General features: G+C 55.5%; 16 protein-coding genes. 12 read left to right on the plus strand and 4 right to left on the minus strand.

The window, feature by feature from the left end:
- Positions 1-259: 259 nt before the first annotated feature.
- From rlmF to AAC019_RS13050, 3 genes are all read right to left on the minus strand, one after another.
- A complete protein-coding gene (gene rlmF, locus AAC019_RS13040) occupies positions 260-1,201 on the minus strand; it encodes a 23S rRNA (adenine(1618)-N(6))-methyltransferase RlmF (protein ID WP_339899412.1) in 942 nt (313 codons plus the stop codon).
- 96 nt (positions 1,202-1,297) lie between these two features.
- Positions 1,298-2,161: a PA4780 family RIO1-like protein kinase gene (locus AAC019_RS13045; protein WP_339899413.1), complete on the minus strand. Its 864-nt coding sequence runs from the start codon at positions 2,159-2,161 to the stop codon at positions 1,298-1,300.
- Between the two features lie 266 nt (positions 2,162-2,427).
- Positions 2,428-2,853, minus strand: coding sequence for a universal stress protein (locus AAC019_RS13050; RefSeq protein WP_339899414.1), 426 nt, complete (start codon positions 2,851-2,853; stop codon positions 2,428-2,430).
- Between the two features lie 130 nt (positions 2,854-2,983).
- Between AAC019_RS13050 and AAC019_RS13055 the strand changes: the two genes are divergently transcribed.
- The 3 genes from AAC019_RS13055 (at position 2,984) to AAC019_RS13065 (ending at position 5,275) form a co-directional block, all read left to right on the plus strand.
- On the plus strand, positions 2,984-3,901 hold the full coding sequence (locus tag AAC019_RS13055; protein WP_339899415.1) for a TIGR01777 family oxidoreductase: 918 nt from the start codon (positions 2,984-2,986) through the stop codon (positions 3,899-3,901).
- 137 nt (positions 3,902-4,038) lie between these two features.
- Complete coding sequence (locus AAC019_RS13060; RefSeq protein ID WP_339899417.1) at positions 4,039-4,518, plus strand: Hsp20 family protein; 480 nt, start codon at positions 4,039-4,041, stop codon at positions 4,516-4,518.
- A 94-nt stretch (positions 4,519-4,612) separates the two neighbouring features.
- Positions 4,613-5,275: a class I SAM-dependent methyltransferase gene (locus AAC019_RS13065; protein WP_339899419.1), complete on the plus strand. Its 663-nt coding sequence runs from the start codon at positions 4,613-4,615 to the stop codon at positions 5,273-5,275.
- A gap of 9 nt (positions 5,276-5,284) precedes the next feature.
- On the opposite strand, the gene AAC019_RS13070 is transcribed toward AAC019_RS13065, so the two are convergent.
- Entirely contained in the window at positions 5,285-6,286 is a 1,002-nt protein-coding gene (locus AAC019_RS13070; protein ID WP_339899420.1) for a helix-turn-helix domain-containing protein, read from the minus strand.
- Between the two features lie 128 nt (positions 6,287-6,414).
- Here AAC019_RS13070 and AAC019_RS13075 point away from each other — a divergent pair, with 128 nt between their 5' ends.
- The 9 genes from AAC019_RS13075 to thrC all read left to right on the plus strand — a co-directional run bounded on the left by AAC019_RS13075 (position 6,415) and on the right by thrC (position 15,270).
- A complete protein-coding gene (locus AAC019_RS13075; RefSeq protein WP_339899421.1) occupies positions 6,415-8,313 on the plus strand; it encodes a beta-ketoacyl synthase in 1,899 nt (632 codons plus the stop codon).
- Between the two features lie 166 nt (positions 8,314-8,479).
- Positions 8,480-8,719 (plus strand): 30S ribosomal protein S16, encoded by a 240-nt coding sequence (rpsP, locus tag AAC019_RS13080; RefSeq protein ID WP_339899422.1) that lies wholly within the window; start codon positions 8,480-8,482, stop codon positions 8,717-8,719.
- Positions 8,720-8,730: 11 nt separating this feature from the next.
- Positions 8,731-9,270, plus strand: coding sequence for a ribosome maturation factor RimM (gene rimM / locus AAC019_RS13085; protein ID WP_339899423.1), 540 nt, complete (start codon positions 8,731-8,733; stop codon positions 9,268-9,270).
- Positions 9,271-9,336: 66 nt separating this feature from the next.
- Positions 9,337-10,077 (plus strand): tRNA (guanosine(37)-N1)-methyltransferase TrmD, encoded by a 741-nt coding sequence (gene trmD / locus AAC019_RS13090; RefSeq protein WP_339899474.1) that lies wholly within the window; start codon positions 9,337-9,339, stop codon positions 10,075-10,077.
- Between the two features lie 39 nt (positions 10,078-10,116).
- The gene (gene rplS / locus AAC019_RS13095) at positions 10,117-10,467 is read left to right on the plus strand and encodes a 50S ribosomal protein L19 (protein WP_339899424.1); all 351 of its coding nucleotides are present in this window, start codon (positions 10,117-10,119) and stop codon (positions 10,465-10,467) included.
- A gap of 132 nt (positions 10,468-10,599) precedes the next feature.
- Positions 10,600-11,514 carry a site-specific tyrosine recombinase XerD gene (gene xerD / locus AAC019_RS13100; RefSeq protein WP_339899425.1) on the plus strand — a complete coding sequence of 305 codons (915 nt, stop codon included), beginning with the start codon at positions 10,600-10,602 and terminating at the stop codon, positions 11,512-11,514.
- A gap of 79 nt (positions 11,515-11,593) precedes the next feature.
- A complete protein-coding gene (locus AAC019_RS13105) occupies positions 11,594-12,391 on the plus strand; it encodes a thioredoxin fold domain-containing protein (protein WP_339899426.1) in 798 nt (265 codons plus the stop codon).
- Between the two features lie 125 nt (positions 12,392-12,516).
- Positions 12,517-13,824: a homoserine dehydrogenase gene (locus tag AAC019_RS13110; protein ID WP_339899428.1), complete on the plus strand. Its 1,308-nt coding sequence runs from the start codon at positions 12,517-12,519 to the stop codon at positions 13,822-13,824.
- Between the two features lie 48 nt (positions 13,825-13,872).
- Entirely contained in the window at positions 13,873-15,270 is a 1,398-nt protein-coding gene (gene thrC / locus AAC019_RS13115) for a threonine synthase (protein WP_339899430.1), read from the plus strand.
- Positions 15,271-15,360: the final 90 nt, after the last annotated feature.

Here is a 15,360-nt window from a genome sequence, read left to right on the forward strand (position 1 = left end):
AAAACACATTAGCCTATGAGGCTAGTTGGCTGACACAGAGTTTTGAACACCCTCGATGCCGCCGTTGAGCTAAGTGCCAAAACACTTGCCATCGTCGCAACGATTGTTCCCTTTACTGAGTTCATAGCTCTTCCCCTATCGACATTTACAGTCGCAATGATTCAATACGCCTTGGTGGCGCATTGCCGATATTTTAGCATCCTATGGATGACGGGGGCAGGGGGGAGGACAAGATTACAAAGGGATACGAGGGCCGCTGTTATTGCTCGGTAAAGCTCCAGGCCAGCACCCGGGTGATTTTTTTGCCCTGAGTCATGGGGATCTCGTTAATTTGGCTGGCGCCCAGTTTGCGCAGCTGCTTTGTTAGCGGGGGCACATTCTCGCTTTTGGATACTAAACTGCTAAACCAACGGCATTGCTCGGCAAATGTATGGCTCTCTTTAATCAGTTTTTTAAGAAACAGCCGCTCACCACCGTTGCACCACAGCTCGGCGGCTTGGCCGCCAAAGTTTAAGGTGGTGGCACCTGTTGAGCTTTGTTCGTCGGCGGCAGAGCGGTTGCGCGCCAGGTTTTTTAGTTTGCGCAGGCTACCTTTTAGCGCTTCGGCTTCACTGGTATGAAACGGCGGATTACACACGCTTAGGTCATAGTGCTCGCCGGGCTGGATAATACCGGCAAAAAACTGGTGTTTGTCGTGCTGGTGGCGAAGCTCAATCCGCGGTTTAAGCGCTGGGTTGGCGGCGATGATGTTTGCGACATTATCCAGTGATTGCTGATTAATATCGCTGGCAACACAGTGCCAACCGTATAACTGAGTGGCTAAGAGTGGATAAATGCCACTGCTGCCGGTACCGATGTCGAGCATCGTAACCGGGCTCGCGGGTGCCGGTGTAGCGGTGGACGCGGCAAGGTTAAGCAGCTGCGCCATATAGTGAATATAATCGGCCCGGCCAGGCACGGGTGGGCAGAGGGCGCCATCCGGGATATGCCAATCTTTAATGTGATAATGGTGCTCTAGCAGGGCCGCATTTAGGGTTTTAACGGCCTCGGGGTCGGCGAAATCGATTGTCAGCTGCTGGTGTTGGTTGCGCGCCACAAATCGGGCTAACGCTGGATGTGCGGCGATGAGCGCGGTAAAGTCGTAGGGCCGGTTGTGCAGGTTGTTTGGGTGCAGCTCCTTTGTTTGATTGGGCGTGCTCACAGGCGTGTGTCCGAAGTTTGGTGGTTAACAGTTTGGTGGTTAACAGTGGCACCGCCCTGAACGACCGGCAGTGGCGCTCGGGTGCCGCTGCTCGCTTTAATCGTCGTCGCCGGCGTCGGCTGCGCGTATGCGCTCTTGGCGCTCTTGCTCCTCTTCTAATGCGGCTTTAATTTCTTCCAGCACCGAGTCTACATCGGCATTGTCTTCCGGGTCGTCAAATTCACCAGTCAGTTGGGTGTCGGGTTGTAGCTCACCCTCTTCGTACAGCGCCCACATCTCGTCGGCGTAGCGGGTGTCGAGTAGCTCGGGGGCAAACTGGCCGTAGTATTCGGTCATGTTGCGCACATCGCGTTCGAGCATGCTTTTGGCGTTGTTGTTGGCGGCGGCGTCGACGGCCTGAGGCAGGTCGATAATGACCGGGCCGTACTCGTCCACCAACACGTTAAACTCGGATAAATCTCCGTGGATTAAGCCGGCACAGAGCATTCTAACCACATCCTGCATGACAACGGCGTGATCTTCCAGGGCTTGCTCGGTCGACATGCTGACGTCATTGAGCCGCGGCGCGACGTCGCCGTCATCGTCGGTAATCAGCTCCATCAATAACACGCCATCAAAGCAACCGTAGGGCTTGGGCACCCGCACGCCGGCGGCTGCGACTTTATACAGGGCGTCTACCTCGGCGTTTTGCCAGGTGTCTTCCTGCTGCTGGCGGCCAAACTTTGAGCCTTTTTCCATGGCGCGGGCACGCCGGCTGTTACGCACTTTGCGGCCTTCCTGGTACTGCACGGCTTTTTTAAAGCTGCGTTTGGCGGCGTCTTTGTACACTTTGGCGCAGCGGATTTCATTGCCGCAGCGAACTTTATAGACGGTTGCTTCTTTACCGCTCATCAACTGGCTTATGACCTCATCGACCAGGCCGTCGTCCACTAGGGGCTGTATTCTTTTGGGTGTCTTCATGGGCCTCAAACTGTTTCGCAGTGCCAGCACCTTTGGGTGGTGAAATGCAGGGTGACGTTATTTAACAGGCTGTTAATCCGGGCGCTATTGTCTGGTTTTTATAGCCTCTTGTGCAAGCGGGGCGTTTGGCGCTGGCCAGAGGGTGTGGCAGGGCTCACCAAGAAGGGGGATCGCATGGCCCGTCCGGTTTGGTTTATTCCCGCTTGTAGCGCGGGCGATTAGGTGGGCCGGTATTACGCCACAGTGTTGCGGCGCTGCCGGCGGAGTCAGCCCGTGTAGATCGAGAGGACGTCTCGCGTAGCGCCATTGTGGATGCTGCTGGATGTGGAGCTCAGAAAGCGCTTTAAACCCTGCTTACCGTGGCTGCCGGTCACGATCAAGTCGGCGCCAAGTTTATTGGCAATGACGTGAACTTCCTCGCCGGGGTCGCCAAAGGCGATGTGGATGTGATCGTGCGGGACCCGATGCTGATCGGCTATGGCACACAGCTTTGGGTAAACCGATTGCCTGATGTGCATCTCATTGACGCTGTGGTTACTGCCTGTCGCACCGCCATAGCCGGTCACCGGGTGCTCTTCGATATGGACTATGTAAAGGTGTTCTGGCGCGGCAATAGATGCCGCCCGGCTCAGCAATCGGCCGGCCTCCTGCTCCAGGCTCAGGGCGACTACAATGCGTTTATAGCTGCTCATGGTTTTCTCGTCTCTTGCTGGGCAATCTTTAGTATAGCTTAGCGGGCGAGCCCAGCGTTGCGGCCCGGTGAACAAAAATCTCAGCCCATACGTATAGCACCATACCCTACAGGTTTTTGGCAGGAGGCGGATGATGAATCTTATTGATTTACACGATAGCCGGTTATTAGTAACCGGGGGCACAGGTTTTATTGGCCAGTTACTCTGCCGGGAGTTGTGTCATAGCGGTGCCGAGGTGACCGTGCTGACGAGAAACCCGGCAAAGGCTCGCCAGAGCTTTGCTACGTTGCCGGTTATGGCAACCGATATGACTGGCTTGGCCGAGTGCGACCGCTTTGACGGCGTGGTTAATCTGGCCGGCGCCACCGTTTTAAGCCGGTGGAGCGCTAAGCGCCAGAGGGTGCTGCGAGATAGCCGAATTACCTTTACCCAAAACCTGTTGCAACAGCTTGATAAAATTGGCCCGCCAGCGGTATTGATCAGCGGCAGCGCTATTGGCTTTTACGGTGATACGGCTGACGATACCGCCACCGAAGCGTCGGCCTGCGGAGAGGGTTTTGCCGCGCAGCTTTGCCACGATTGGGAGGCACAGGCTTTGGCAATGGAAGCGCCCAACACCCGGGTTTGCCTGTTGCGCACCGGTATTGTGCTGGATCACGGCGGCGGTGCATTGGGCTCGATGTTGTCGGCGTTTCGGCTGGGCCTCGGCGGGCCCATTGCGGGCGGGCAGCAGTGGATGAGCTGGATTCACCGGCAGGATTTAGTATCGCTGATTATCTGGTTACTAAGCCGGCAGGATGTTAGCGGGCCCGTTAACGCGGTAGCGCCAGCGCCTGTCAAGAACGCTCAGTTCGCCTCTGCCTTGGGCAACGTGTTACACCGCCCGGCGGTGTTACCGGCGCCCGGCTGGGTGTTGAAGTTACTATTGGGCCAGGCCGCTCAAGAGTTGCTGCTAAGCAGTAACCGCGTGGCACCGCAGGTGGCGTTAGAGGCGGGCTTTAATTATCGCTACCGCGATTTAACCGCTGCGCTAAACGCGAGTGTATAAAAAATTATCTTGCTGGGCTTGTAATGATTTAAGCCGACCCTATATAGGTTATGTACCGGCTCAAAAGAGGGGTACAAAACAGCCTGATCCGATGGATAGGCACTTTAAACATATTGCTCACTTTGAGGATATTATTTATGCGTAATTTTGATTTAACACCACTGTATCGTTCTTCTATTGGTTTTGACCGCGTTGCCGGGCTGCTGGATAGCTTATCGCGCAGCGAGCAGAGCCAACCGAGTTATCCGCCGTACAATATTGAACTGACCGGTGAGGATCACTACCGAATTTCTATGGCTGTGGCCGGCTTTGACCGCTCCGAGCTAAACATCGAAGTAAACCAAAACAACCTAACGGTTGCTGGCAATAAGCATGCTGACGACAAATCGCGCACTTACTTGCATCAAGGCATTGCCGCGCGCAATTTTGAGCGCCGCTTTCAGCTGGCCGATCATGTGCGGGTAGAATCCGCCACGGTTGAAAACGGACTGCTGCACGTTGACTTAGTGCGCGAAGTGCCCGAGGCCATAAAGCCCCGCACTATTGAGATCTCTGATGGCTCGCCACAGCCGACGAGTGTCACTCAGGCGCGCAATAGTGATACGGCCGCGGCTTAATAGCACTGCTTAATACGTTAGGTTTCCCAGTCAGGTTTTCTAACGAACAAAACGCCGGCATCGCCGGCGTTTTGTGTGTCTGAGTATAAACTTTATGCCCGCCACTTTAGCTTGCCCACTGTGTGCCACACATTGCTCTTATGATGGCGCGGCCGTATTTTACCGCGATCGCAAGCGCGCTTATCTGCGCTGCGAATTGTGTGATCTAATTTTTGTTCCCCCCGAGTATTATCTGTCGCCCGAGCGTGAAAAAGCCGAGTACGACTTGCACGATAATCAGCCGGATGATCCTGGCTACAGACGCTTTCTAAGCCGGCTTTTTACGCCTTTAGTCAACCAGCTGGCGCCCGGTTCTGTCGGTTTGGATTTTGGCTGTGGGCCTGGCCCGGCGCTGGCGGCCATGTTGCGTGAGCGAGGTTTTGCGGTGGCGCTGTACGATGTGTTCTATCACCCCGACCGGTCGGTGCTTAATCGGCAATATGATTTTATAACCGCCACTGAAGTCGTCGAGCATTTGCATGACCCACAACAGCAGCTGCAATGCCTGTGGGATTGCTTGGCTCCTGGCGGCATACTGGCCATTATGACTAAGTTGGCATTGGATGTTGATGCGTTTGCCCGCTGGCACTATAAAAATGATCCGACCCACGTGTGCTTTTTTTCCCATACAACCTTTGAATTTTTAGCTGAGCGGTTTAGTGCGTCACTTGAATTTATCGCCGACGATGTGATTTTTTTAACCAAGCCGCGTAAGTAACTGGCCAAACTAATCTGTGCGAAATAATTTGGCTCGCACCATCTCGCGGTAAGCGCTTGGTGTGGTGCCCAGTTGTTGTTTAAACAGCTCGGTAAAATAAGCGCTGTCTTGATAGCCGGATTTTTCGGCCACCTCCACAATGCTCAGGTTGCTGGTTTTTAGCAGCTCGCGGGCAATTTTAATTCGCACATCGCGCAAATAAGCCAAGGGCGTTGCGGCTGTGGCATTTTTAAAGCGACGGTTTAATGTGCGGGTGCTCATACCAAAACGCTGAGCCAAATCGGCCACCGTTATGGCGCGCGGGTAATTGTCGTGTAGCCACAGCTGGATTTGAATGATCGCCTCATCCGGGTGGGGGTGGCTGGTGTCTTCGTAAAACGCCGAGCTCTCATAGGAGCGTCGAATCTCGTGAGAAAAATGCCGCTCGACGTGGCTTGCTACCGTTTTACCCATTAATCGCTGAATAAAGTACACCGTTAAGTCTGCGAGCGAGTTAACACTGGCGGCGCAATACAAATTGCCTGCCTGAGTAATAAAGTGCTGCCGCTTGAGGTGTACATTCGGGTAATTTTTTTGAAATTGATCAAAGTAATGCCAGTGGGTGGTAGCGACTTTGTCATCCAGTAGGCCGGCTTCGGCCAAAAAACAGCAGCCGGTACCCACGCCACAAATGGTGGCGCCGTTGTGATGCTGCTCTTTAAGCCATTCGATTAAGGCGCCCGCACGGCGCAACACCGGGCGCGGGTTACGCCAAAGCGCGGGCAAATAGATAATATCGTTATCGGGCGCTTCGTCTAAGGTGACGTCGGGTGCCCAACGCATACCGGTGGGTTTGGGCAGCGCGGTGCCAGCTGCCACTGCCGTGCGCATGGCAAGGTTGACCCGGCTCGCCTGAGTGGATTGATGGCGGGCCAGCTGAGCAGTTTGCAGCATCTCGAGCGGCAGGGTGGTGCCGGTGGTGAGCATGTGCTCAGACAAAACAAAGGTGATTTGGGTTGTGTTGTCGCTCATGGGGGCCTCATTTGCACGCTTGTGGCCAGAATACCATAGTATATGGCTGGTATGGCCATGACCCTCTATTGTTTAAGCTTCTACACTCTGCGCTGCAAATACTTCCTGTCACAGCTTTGGAGAACGCTATGTCGCGCTTGCCGGTTATTGTCGGGTTTGGTGGCTTTAATGCCGCCGGCCGCAGCTCGGGTCACCACGCCTTTCGGCGCATGATTATTGAGAGCTTAGACGATACCGCCCGACGAGAAACCCTGGCGGCGCTGGCCGTTATGATGGGCCGGGTACGCTTTGGCGAAAGCGGGTGGCAGGATCTGGAAGGCCGAGCCTTGAGCCTGGCGGATATTGAGGCGCGCTTTGGCGACGAGGTGCTTAACGGCAGCTTGATCCGCCGTATCGACCCTGGCTTTTTTGATGTCGACAGCGTGCATTGGCAAAAATCGGCCACGCTTAACCCCGAGAACGACAATCAGCGTTTTGTGATGAAAACCCGCGAGTTACCCGAGCCGTTACCGGCTAATTGGCAGGTAACCGAGCTGGATGCGCGTCAGGTGTTGGTTGAAGTTGCCGGGGCGCTGGAGGTTAAGATCGACAGCTTCCGCGATTGTCCGGTTAAATCCGCGGGGCAGCTGCCGCAGGGATTTGACCCGACGAACTTGTACAACGCCCGGTTTCACCCGCGTGCGCTGCAATTAGCCGTTATCTCGGCCTCGGATGCGGTGCGCTCTATTGGTATCGACTGGGCCGATATTGTGGCGCAAATCAACCCCGATCAGGTCGGTGTTTACGCCAGTAACGTTATGAGCCAGCTGGATGAGGATGGTTTTGGCGGTTTGCTGCAGTCGCGTTTGCGCGGCGGCCGGGTAAGTACCAAGCAGTGCCCGCTGGGGCTCAACAGTATGGTCGCCGACTTTGTGAATGCTTACATACTGGGCAGTGTCGGCCATACCGGCGCCAACGCCGGGGCCTGCGCATCCTTTTTATACAATCTGCGCTCGGCGGTCGAGGACATTACCAGCGGCCGCTGCCGGGTAGCCGTAGTGGGCAACGCCGAGGCGCCCATTCTACCCGAGGTGATTGATGGCTACGCTACCATGGGCGCGCTGGCGAGCGAAGATAAACTGCAAAAAGTCGATGGCGCCGAGACTACCGACCCGCGCCGCTCCAGCCGCCCGTTTGGGGAAAACTGCGGCTTTACCATTGCCGAGTCGGGCCAGTATGTGGTGCTGATGGACGACGAGCTGGCCATGACATTGGGGGCCGATATTCACGGCGCGGTTAACGATGTGTTTATTAACGCCGACGGCTATAAAAAGTCCATTACCGCGCCGGGCCCGGGCAATCATATTACCTTTGCCAAAGCGGTGGCCTCGGCCCGCGCTATTTTGGGTGACGAAGCGATCCGCGAGCGCTCTATGGTGCACGCCCATGGCTCTAGTACGCCGCAAAACCGCGTCACCGAGTCGCAGATTTTTGATCAGGCCGCGGAGTACTTTGGTATTACTAACTGGCCGGTGGCGGCGGTTAAGGCCTATGTGGGCCACTCGTTGTCGCCCGCCAGTGCCGATCAGATGATGGCGGCGTTGGGCACTTTTAAATACGGGGTGATTCCCGGCATCAAAACCATTGATGCGGTTGCCGATGATGTATACGGCGACCGGTTGCATATTCCGCTGGGGGATTTCACCCCGGAGCAGGGCATAGATGTGGCCTTTTTAAACTCTAAGGGCTTTGGCGGCAATAACGCCACGGCCAGTGTGCTGGCGCCCCGCGTGGTTGAGCGCATGTTGCGCAAGCGTTACGGCGATGCCGCGTTTGAATCCTATTGCGAGCGGCGCGAGCAGGCCCGCACAGCGGCCGCCGCCTACGACAGCGCCGCTACCAAGGGTGATTTTGCCACTATTTATCGCTTTGGCGAGGGCATGATTGACGAGTCTAAGGTAGTGTTTGACGCCAATGGCGTGAACCTGCCGGGCTTTGCCAAGCCGGTCTCGCTGGACATTGGCAATCGCTTTGATGACATGATCTAGAACTGATCTCGCGCTATTGCGTAAAACTTGCTCAATAGCGCTATACAACGGCAATCGTTTCCCTTAGAATACGGCGCCTTTCGCGGTGGACTCGCTCCGCTGATGAACCTAATTTTAAACCGTGTGCGGGCAAGGCCTGCGCCAATGAAACTACAGGAAAGCAAGAATGGTAACTATTCGTCTGTCACGTGGTGGCTCTAAGAAGCGTCCTTTTTACCACCTGACTGTAACCAACAGCCGCAGTGCCCGTAATGGTCGTTTTATCGAGCGTGTAGGTTTCTTTAACCCTATCGCCCGCGGCCAGGAAGAGCGCCTGCGTGTTGATCAGGAGCGTGTTAACTACTGGGTTGGCCAAGGTGCACAGCTGAGCGAACGCGTTGCCAAGCTGGTTAAAGACGCAGCCTGATTACTCGCCCGGTGTCTGCAGGTTCTTCTAATCTGGTCAACGTCGGGCAGGTGACCGGCGTGTTCGGTGTGAAAGGGTGGATAAAAATCCGCTCGCACACAGAGCCCGCCGCCAATCTCTTTGACTACGCACCCTGGTGGCTTAAAACCGCCCACGGTGTAAAAGCTTTTGAGATTGATGAGTATCGCGAGCACGGCAAAGGTTTTGTCGCCCACATCAAAGATGTTGATGACCGGGATATAGCGGCGCAGTACACAAATTGTGTTATTGCCGTTGAGCGCGATCAGCTGCCGCCCTTGGAAGAGGGCGAGTTTTACTGGCATCAGTTGCAAGATATGGCTGTGCTTAGCCGCTTTGACGGAGGTGAATATCGCCTCGGTTCGGTTAAGAAGCTCATGGAAACTGGTGCCAATGATGTGCTGGTAGTAGCGCCCGATGCCGATAGCATCGATGAGCGCGAACGCCTGATCCCCTATGTGCCGGATCAGTTTGTTACCCACATCGATCAGGCGACAAACACCATCGAGGTGGACTGGGATCCATCTTTTTAGGGCCGACAACAACGGGAGCCCCAGGTGTTTGAGCCAGATGACCCAGATGACAAAGTTGCGACAACCATGAAAATTGCGGTTGTAACGCTATTTCCAGAGATGCTGGCCGCGGTGCGCGATAACGGCATCACGGGCCGCGCGGTAACGCGAGGGCAGCTGGAGATACAGTGCTGGAACCCGCGGGATTTTACCGCCGACCGGCATAAAACCGTGGATGATCGCCCTTACGGGGGTGGCCCCGGCATGCTTATGAAAGTACAGCCACTGCGCGACGCGGTAGACGCGGCCAGACAGTGGACGGGCGACGCCCGGGTGCTCTACCTCTCGCCTCAGGGGCAAGTGTTTGATCAGTCGGCCGCCACGCAAATGGCGCAACGCGGCAATTTGATTTTAATTGCCGGGCGCTACGAAGGCATCGACGAGCGCTTAATTCAGGCGGTGGTCGATGAGGAGTGGTCCATCGGTGACTATGTATTATCGGGCGGCGAGCTGCCAGCGATGGTACTGATCGACGCGGTTACCCGCTTGTTGCCGGGCGTACTGGGCGATGCCCAGTCGGCAGTGGAGGATTCATTCAGTGACGGGTTGCTCGATCACCCGCACTACACTCGCCCGGAAGTACTTGATGGCGAGGCGGTACCCGCGATTTTGCTCTCGGGTGACCATGAAAAAATTCGGCGTTGGCGCTTACAACAAGCGCTGGGGCGAACCTGGCTCAGACGGCCAGATTTGTTGCAAAGCAAAAACTTAACCGAGGAGCAGCGGGCGCTGCTGACGGACTTTCGTCGGGACCTTGATAACGATTGATTCTAGCTGTGAAGCTACAAACTCTTTAGGAGAATTGAAATGACCAACAAAATCATTCAAGAGCTCGAAAACGAACAGCTCAAACAAGACGTACCTTCGTTCTCACCAGGCGACACCGTTGTCGTTCAGGTTAAAGTAACCGAAGGTAGTCGCGAGCGTCTGCAGGCTTACGAAGGTGTTGTTATTGCCAAGCGTAACCGTGGTTTGCACTCGGCTTTCACCGTGCGCAAAATCTCTCACGGTGTTGGTGTTGAGCGTACTTTCCAGACTCACAGCCGTCAGGTTGATAGCATCGCGGTTAAGCGTCGCGGTGATGTGCGTCAGGCTAAGTTGTACTACTTGCGTGACCTGACCGGTCGTGCCGCACGTATTAAAGAAAAGTTGGGTTAATCGCTCAGCAATACTAAGCGCACGTTTTGTTAAGTGCGTTTTGTATAAAAAAAGCCGATGTGGGAAACTACATCGGCTTTTTTTATGGCCCATCTTTTATGGGGCATTTACAGTCACTGCAGCGGAATAACCATGACATCTACGCCCTTGTCGGCTGCCGATACGGCAGTGATTGATGCCTATCTGGATCGCGTGTGGTTGGAAAAAGGCCTGTCGGAGAATTCGCTGGCCAGCTACCGGCGCGACTTACAAGGGTTGGCGCGGTACCTTGCCGGGCAGGGGAGGTCACTGGCCGCGCCCATAACCGGCGAGCCGTTATTGGGTTATCTGGCCTGGCGCCACGGCAAAGGTTACACCAGTCGTTCTACCGCCCGGCTGCTGTCCTGCTTGCGAGGCTTTTATCGCGATCAGGTACGCGAAGGGCTGCAAGAGCTCGATCCGCTGGTGGGTATTGAGAGCCCCAAGCTGCCTAAATCGCTGCCAAAACTTTTAACCGAGCGGGATGTCGAAGCCCTGCTTAATGCGCCGGATATTTCTGATCCGGTGGGCCTGCGTGATCGCGCCATGTTAGAGGTGCTGTACGCCTGCGGTTTGCGCGTGTCCGAGCTGACGAGCTTAACCCTAACGCTGCTAAACCTGCGTCAGGGCGTGGTTAAAGTGATGGGCAAGGGCAGTAAAGAGCGCTTAGTGCCATTGGGCGAAGAGGCAAGCTACTGGCTGACACGCTATATGCGCGAGGCGCGGCCGCTGCTGGTGGGGGAAAAGCCCCTGGAGGTGTTGTTCCCCAGTACCCGGGTACAAGCCATGACGCGCCAGACCTTTTGGCACCGTATTAAGCACTGGGCTCTGGTGGCTGGTATCGACAAGCCGCTGTCGCCACACACATTGCGTCACGCATTTGCCACGCACTTGTTAAATCACGGTGCTGATCTGCGGGTGGTGCAGTTGCTACTAGGCCACAGCGATCTGTCGACCACACAGATATACACCCATGTCGCCCAGGCGCGGATGCAGGGGTTGCATCAACAGCACCACCCCCGGGGCTAAAGCCCGTGGATGAGTTTGTATGGTAAACTGGCCCCGGAAACGTAATGTACCCGGGAACATTCCCTAACGAGTAGAGTTTATGGTTTTACGAGTCATCAAATACGGTTTGGCGTTGGGTTTGTCCGCAGCGCTGACAACAGGCGCTTATGCGGAAGAAGCCACATCTGCGGCCTCCCCGGAGGCGGCGTCTCCCGAGGAGACTATTAAACAAGCCCTCACGGCATTAACCGATGGCGCTCAGTTGGGTGCGATACGCCCGGCGGCGATTGATGGCTTGTACAACGTGCAAATCATCGGTGGTCCGGCGGTGATTATCTCGGCGGACGGCAAGCACCTGATTATGGGTGAGATGTTTGACGTTACTGACACGGGGCTGGCCCCGGTGCAGGACCCTTACTTGCTTAACAGCCGTCGCGAGTTCATCTCGAGCTTGGGTGAGCACGACAGCATTAAATTTGCGCCCGAGGGCGAGACAAAGCACGTCGCTTACGTGTTTACCGATGTCGATTGCGGTTATTGCCGCCGTTTGCACAGCCAAATGCACAGCTATAACGAAATGGGCGCTAACAAGCCCGGCTACAATGATCTGGGTATTGAGATTCGCTACCTGGCTTACCCCCGTGCCGGCGCTAACAGCCCCTCGGCGGCTAAACTCGAAAGCGCCTGGTGCGCCGACGATCAAAAAGCGGCGCTGGATAAACTAAAAAACCTCGAATCGGTTGAACCCGCCACCTGTGAAAACCCCATTGAGCAACAGTATTTAAAGGGCGGAGAAATGGGCGTAACGGGCACCCCGGCTATTTTACTGCCCGATGGCCGCCTCTTTGTGGGCTATCAGCCACCAGAGCAGCTTTTACAGGCAATCGAGAAAAAGTAGTGACTCCCGCTGGCCGGGCTGACGCCCGGCTGGCAACCCCCTCGCTAGGCAATTGACAGCAACCCTCGTGCTGAGTAAGGTTGCCGTCTTTTAATTGTTCAGAACTCCATCATAAAGAGGAATCGATGTTGAAACCGGTCAGATTAGGTATCTGCGGTCTGGGAACCGTAGGCAGTGGCACCGTAAACGTACTGGCGCGCAACGAGCGCGTCATTAATGCCCGCGCCGGTAGCGACATTAATGTAGAGCAGGTTGGCGCGCGCCGGGACAACCCCCACTGCGACATGACCGCGTTAAATGTCACCCGCGATGTGTTTGATGTGGCCCGCAACCCCAATGTCGATGTCGTGGTCGAGCTGATGGGCGGTGTTACCGTTGCCCGCGATTTGATTATGACCGCCATCGAACATGGCAAGCACGTGGTTACCGCCAACAAGGCCCTGATTGCCGAGCACGGCAACGAGATTTTTGCCGCCGCCGATAAAAAAGGTGTGACCGTGGCATTTGAAGCCGCGGTGGCCGGCGGGATTCCGATTATTAAATCCATTCGCGAGGGGCTTGCGGCCAACCGTATCGAGTGGCTGGCCGGCATTATCAATGGCACCGGTAACTTTATTCTGACCGAAATGCGCGACAAAGGCCGCGACTTTGACGATGTGTTGGCCGAGGCTCAAGAGCTGGGCTACGCTGAGGCGGACCCGACGTTTGATGTAGAGGGCATTGATGCCGCCCATAAGCTGGTGATTTTGGCCTCTATGTCGTTTGGTATTCCGCTGCAGTTTGACAAAGTGTTTACCGAAGGCATCAGCAAAATCGAGCCCGTGGACGTTGCCTACGCCGATGAGCTGGGCTATCGCATCAAACACCTGGGCATTGCCCGTCGCACCCGCGATGGTATCGAGCTGCGCGTGCACCCGACGTTAATCCCCGCCAAGCGCCAGTTGGCTAACGTTGATGGCGTGATGAATGCCATTATGGTGAAAGGCGATGCAGTAGGGCCCACCATGTACTACGGCGCGGGTGCCGGCGCCGAGCCAACGGCCTCGGCCGTAATCGCCGATATCGTTGATGTGGCCCGCACCCTTACCGCTAACCCCGAGCACCGGGTGCCGCACCTGGGCTTCCATCAAAGCAGCTTAGGCGAAGACGATATTCTGCCTATCGAAAATGTCGAGACCGCTTATTACCTGCGTATGTCGGCGCTGGATAAGCCCGGGGTGTTATCGCAGGTGGCGACTATCTTAAGCGACTCGGGTATCAGTATCGAAGCGCTGATTCAGAAAGAAGCGCCCGACGATGAAGAAATTGTACCGCTGATTCTGCTGACCAACCGCGCCGTTGAGAAAGATCTGGCCACGGCGATCAGCAAGATTGAAGCGCTTAGCTCAATCACCGGGGCGATTACCCGCATCCGTCTTGAGCCGTTAAAATAAACGGGCGGCTAGCCCGCCTTTATTGAACATGTTAATCAGGTTACTAGCGTGAAATACATCAGCACTCGCGGCCAAGCGCCCGCACTGTCATTTGAAGAAGTGGTACTGACCGGCCTGGCCCCCGATGGTGGCCTTTATGTGCCCGAAACACTGCCCGAGTTTAGCCGCGAAGAGATCGCCAGCTGGGCGGGTTTATCCTACGAAGAGCTGGCCTTTAAGGTTATCTCGCCGTTTGTGGACGGCGCCGTGCCCGATGCCGACCTGAAAAAAATTATTGCCGATTCCTACGCGACTTTTCGTCACAAAGCCATTGCGCCGCTGGTGCAAACCGGTCACAACGAGTTTATTTTAGAGTTGTTTCAGGGCCCCACGCTGGCGTTTAAAGATTTTGCGCTGCAGTTTTTGGGGCACCTGCTCGATTACATCTTAAAAAAGCGCGATCAAAAAGTGGTGGTGATGGGTGCAACCTCGGGTGATACCGGCTCGGCCGCGATCGAAGGCTGCCGCCGTTGCGACAACATCGATATTTTTATCTTGCACCCGCACAATCGCGTGTCCAACGTACAGCGTCGCCAAATGACCACGGTACTGGAAGACAACGTGCACAACATTGCGCTGGACGGTAACTTTGACGATTGCCAGAACATGGTTAAAGCCAGTTTTGCCGACCAGTCGTTTTTGCCCGAAGGGCGCCAGCTGGTGGCGGTTAACTCCATCAATTGGGCGCGCATTATGGCCCAGATCGTTTACTACTTTTACGCCTCGCTGGCGTTGGGTGGCCCCGCCCGTCCGATTTCGTTCTCGGTGCCCACCGGTAACTTTGGCGATATTTTTGCCGGCTACCTCGCTAAGCGTATGGGCCTACCGATCGATCAGCTGGTGATTGCCACCAACAGCAACGATATTTTGCACCGCGCCATTAGCGCCAACGATTTAAGCAAACAGCAACTCGAGCACACTTTGTCGCCCAGTATGGACATCATGGTATCGAGCAACTTCGAGCGTATGTTGTTTGATTTGTACGATCGCGACGGCAGTAAAATTGCGCAGTTGATGGAAGACTTTAAATCCGGCGCCATGCACTTAGATGAAAACGCCCTCAGCCGCGCGCGCGAGTTGTTTGCCAGCCATCGGGTGGATGACGAGCGCATGCTCGAAGTGATTCGCGAAGTGTTTGAAAACACCGAGTATTTGCTCGACCCACACACCGCCATCGGCGTCGAGGCTGCCCGGGCTACCCGCCGCAATCAAGATGTGCCTATGGTGTGCCTGGCCACCGCACATCCGGCTAAGTTCCCCGAAGCGGTACAAAAGGCCGGCCAAACCGAAGACCCAGCGCTGCCCCATCATATGGCCGATTTGTTCGAGCGCGAAGAGCGCTACGAAGTACTGCCTAACGATGCCGAAACCGTACACAAGTTTATGTCCGGTCATTTGGCTTGTTGATTGTGTGTCTGACGTCTGAAGCCGAACGTCAGACGCTGCACTTCTAATCGCGTACGAAGCATAGTTATCGATTGTGCTTCGTGCGTCAGA

It is taken from the genome of uncultured Gilvimarinus sp. (assembly GCF_963975215.1).
Taxonomy (GTDB): Bacteria; Pseudomonadota; Gammaproteobacteria; order Pseudomonadales; family Cellvibrionaceae; genus Gilvimarinus.

Coding starts and splice junctions, on each gene's coding strand:
- AAC019_RS13045 (WP_339899413.1), bottom strand. CDS start 2,161: ATGAAGACACCCAAAAGAATACAGCCCCTAGTGGACGACGGCCTGGTC.
- AAC019_RS13050 (WP_339899414.1), bottom strand. CDS start 2,853: ATGAGCAGCTATAAACGCATTGTAGTCGCCCTGAGCCTGGAGCAGGAG.
- AAC019_RS13055 (WP_339899415.1), top strand. CDS start 2,984: ATGATGAATCTTATTGATTTACACGATAGCCGGTTATTAGTAACCGGG.
- AAC019_RS13060 (WP_339899417.1), top strand. CDS start 4,039: ATGCGTAATTTTGATTTAACACCACTGTATCGTTCTTCTATTGGTTTT.
- AAC019_RS13065 (WP_339899419.1), top strand. CDS start 4,613: ATGCCCGCCACTTTAGCTTGCCCACTGTGTGCCACACATTGCTCTTAT.
- AAC019_RS13070 (WP_339899420.1), bottom strand. CDS start 6,286: ATGAGCGACAACACAACCCAAATCACCTTTGTTTTGTCTGAGCACATG.
- AAC019_RS13075 (WP_339899421.1), top strand. CDS start 6,415: ATGTCGCGCTTGCCGGTTATTGTCGGGTTTGGTGGCTTTAATGCCGCC.
- rpsP (WP_339899422.1), top strand. CDS start 8,480: ATGGTAACTATTCGTCTGTCACGTGGTGGCTCTAAGAAGCGTCCTTTT.
- trmD (WP_339899474.1), top strand. CDS start 9,337: ATGAAAATTGCGGTTGTAACGCTATTTCCAGAGATGCTGGCCGCGGTG.
- rplS (WP_339899424.1), top strand. CDS start 10,117: ATGACCAACAAAATCATTCAAGAGCTCGAAAACGAACAGCTCAAACAA.
- xerD (WP_339899425.1), top strand. CDS start 10,600: ATGACATCTACGCCCTTGTCGGCTGCCGATACGGCAGTGATTGATGCC.
- AAC019_RS13105 (WP_339899426.1), top strand. CDS start 11,594: ATGGTTTTACGAGTCATCAAATACGGTTTGGCGTTGGGTTTGTCCGCA.
- AAC019_RS13110 (WP_339899428.1), top strand. CDS start 12,517: ATGTTGAAACCGGTCAGATTAGGTATCTGCGGTCTGGGAACCGTAGGC.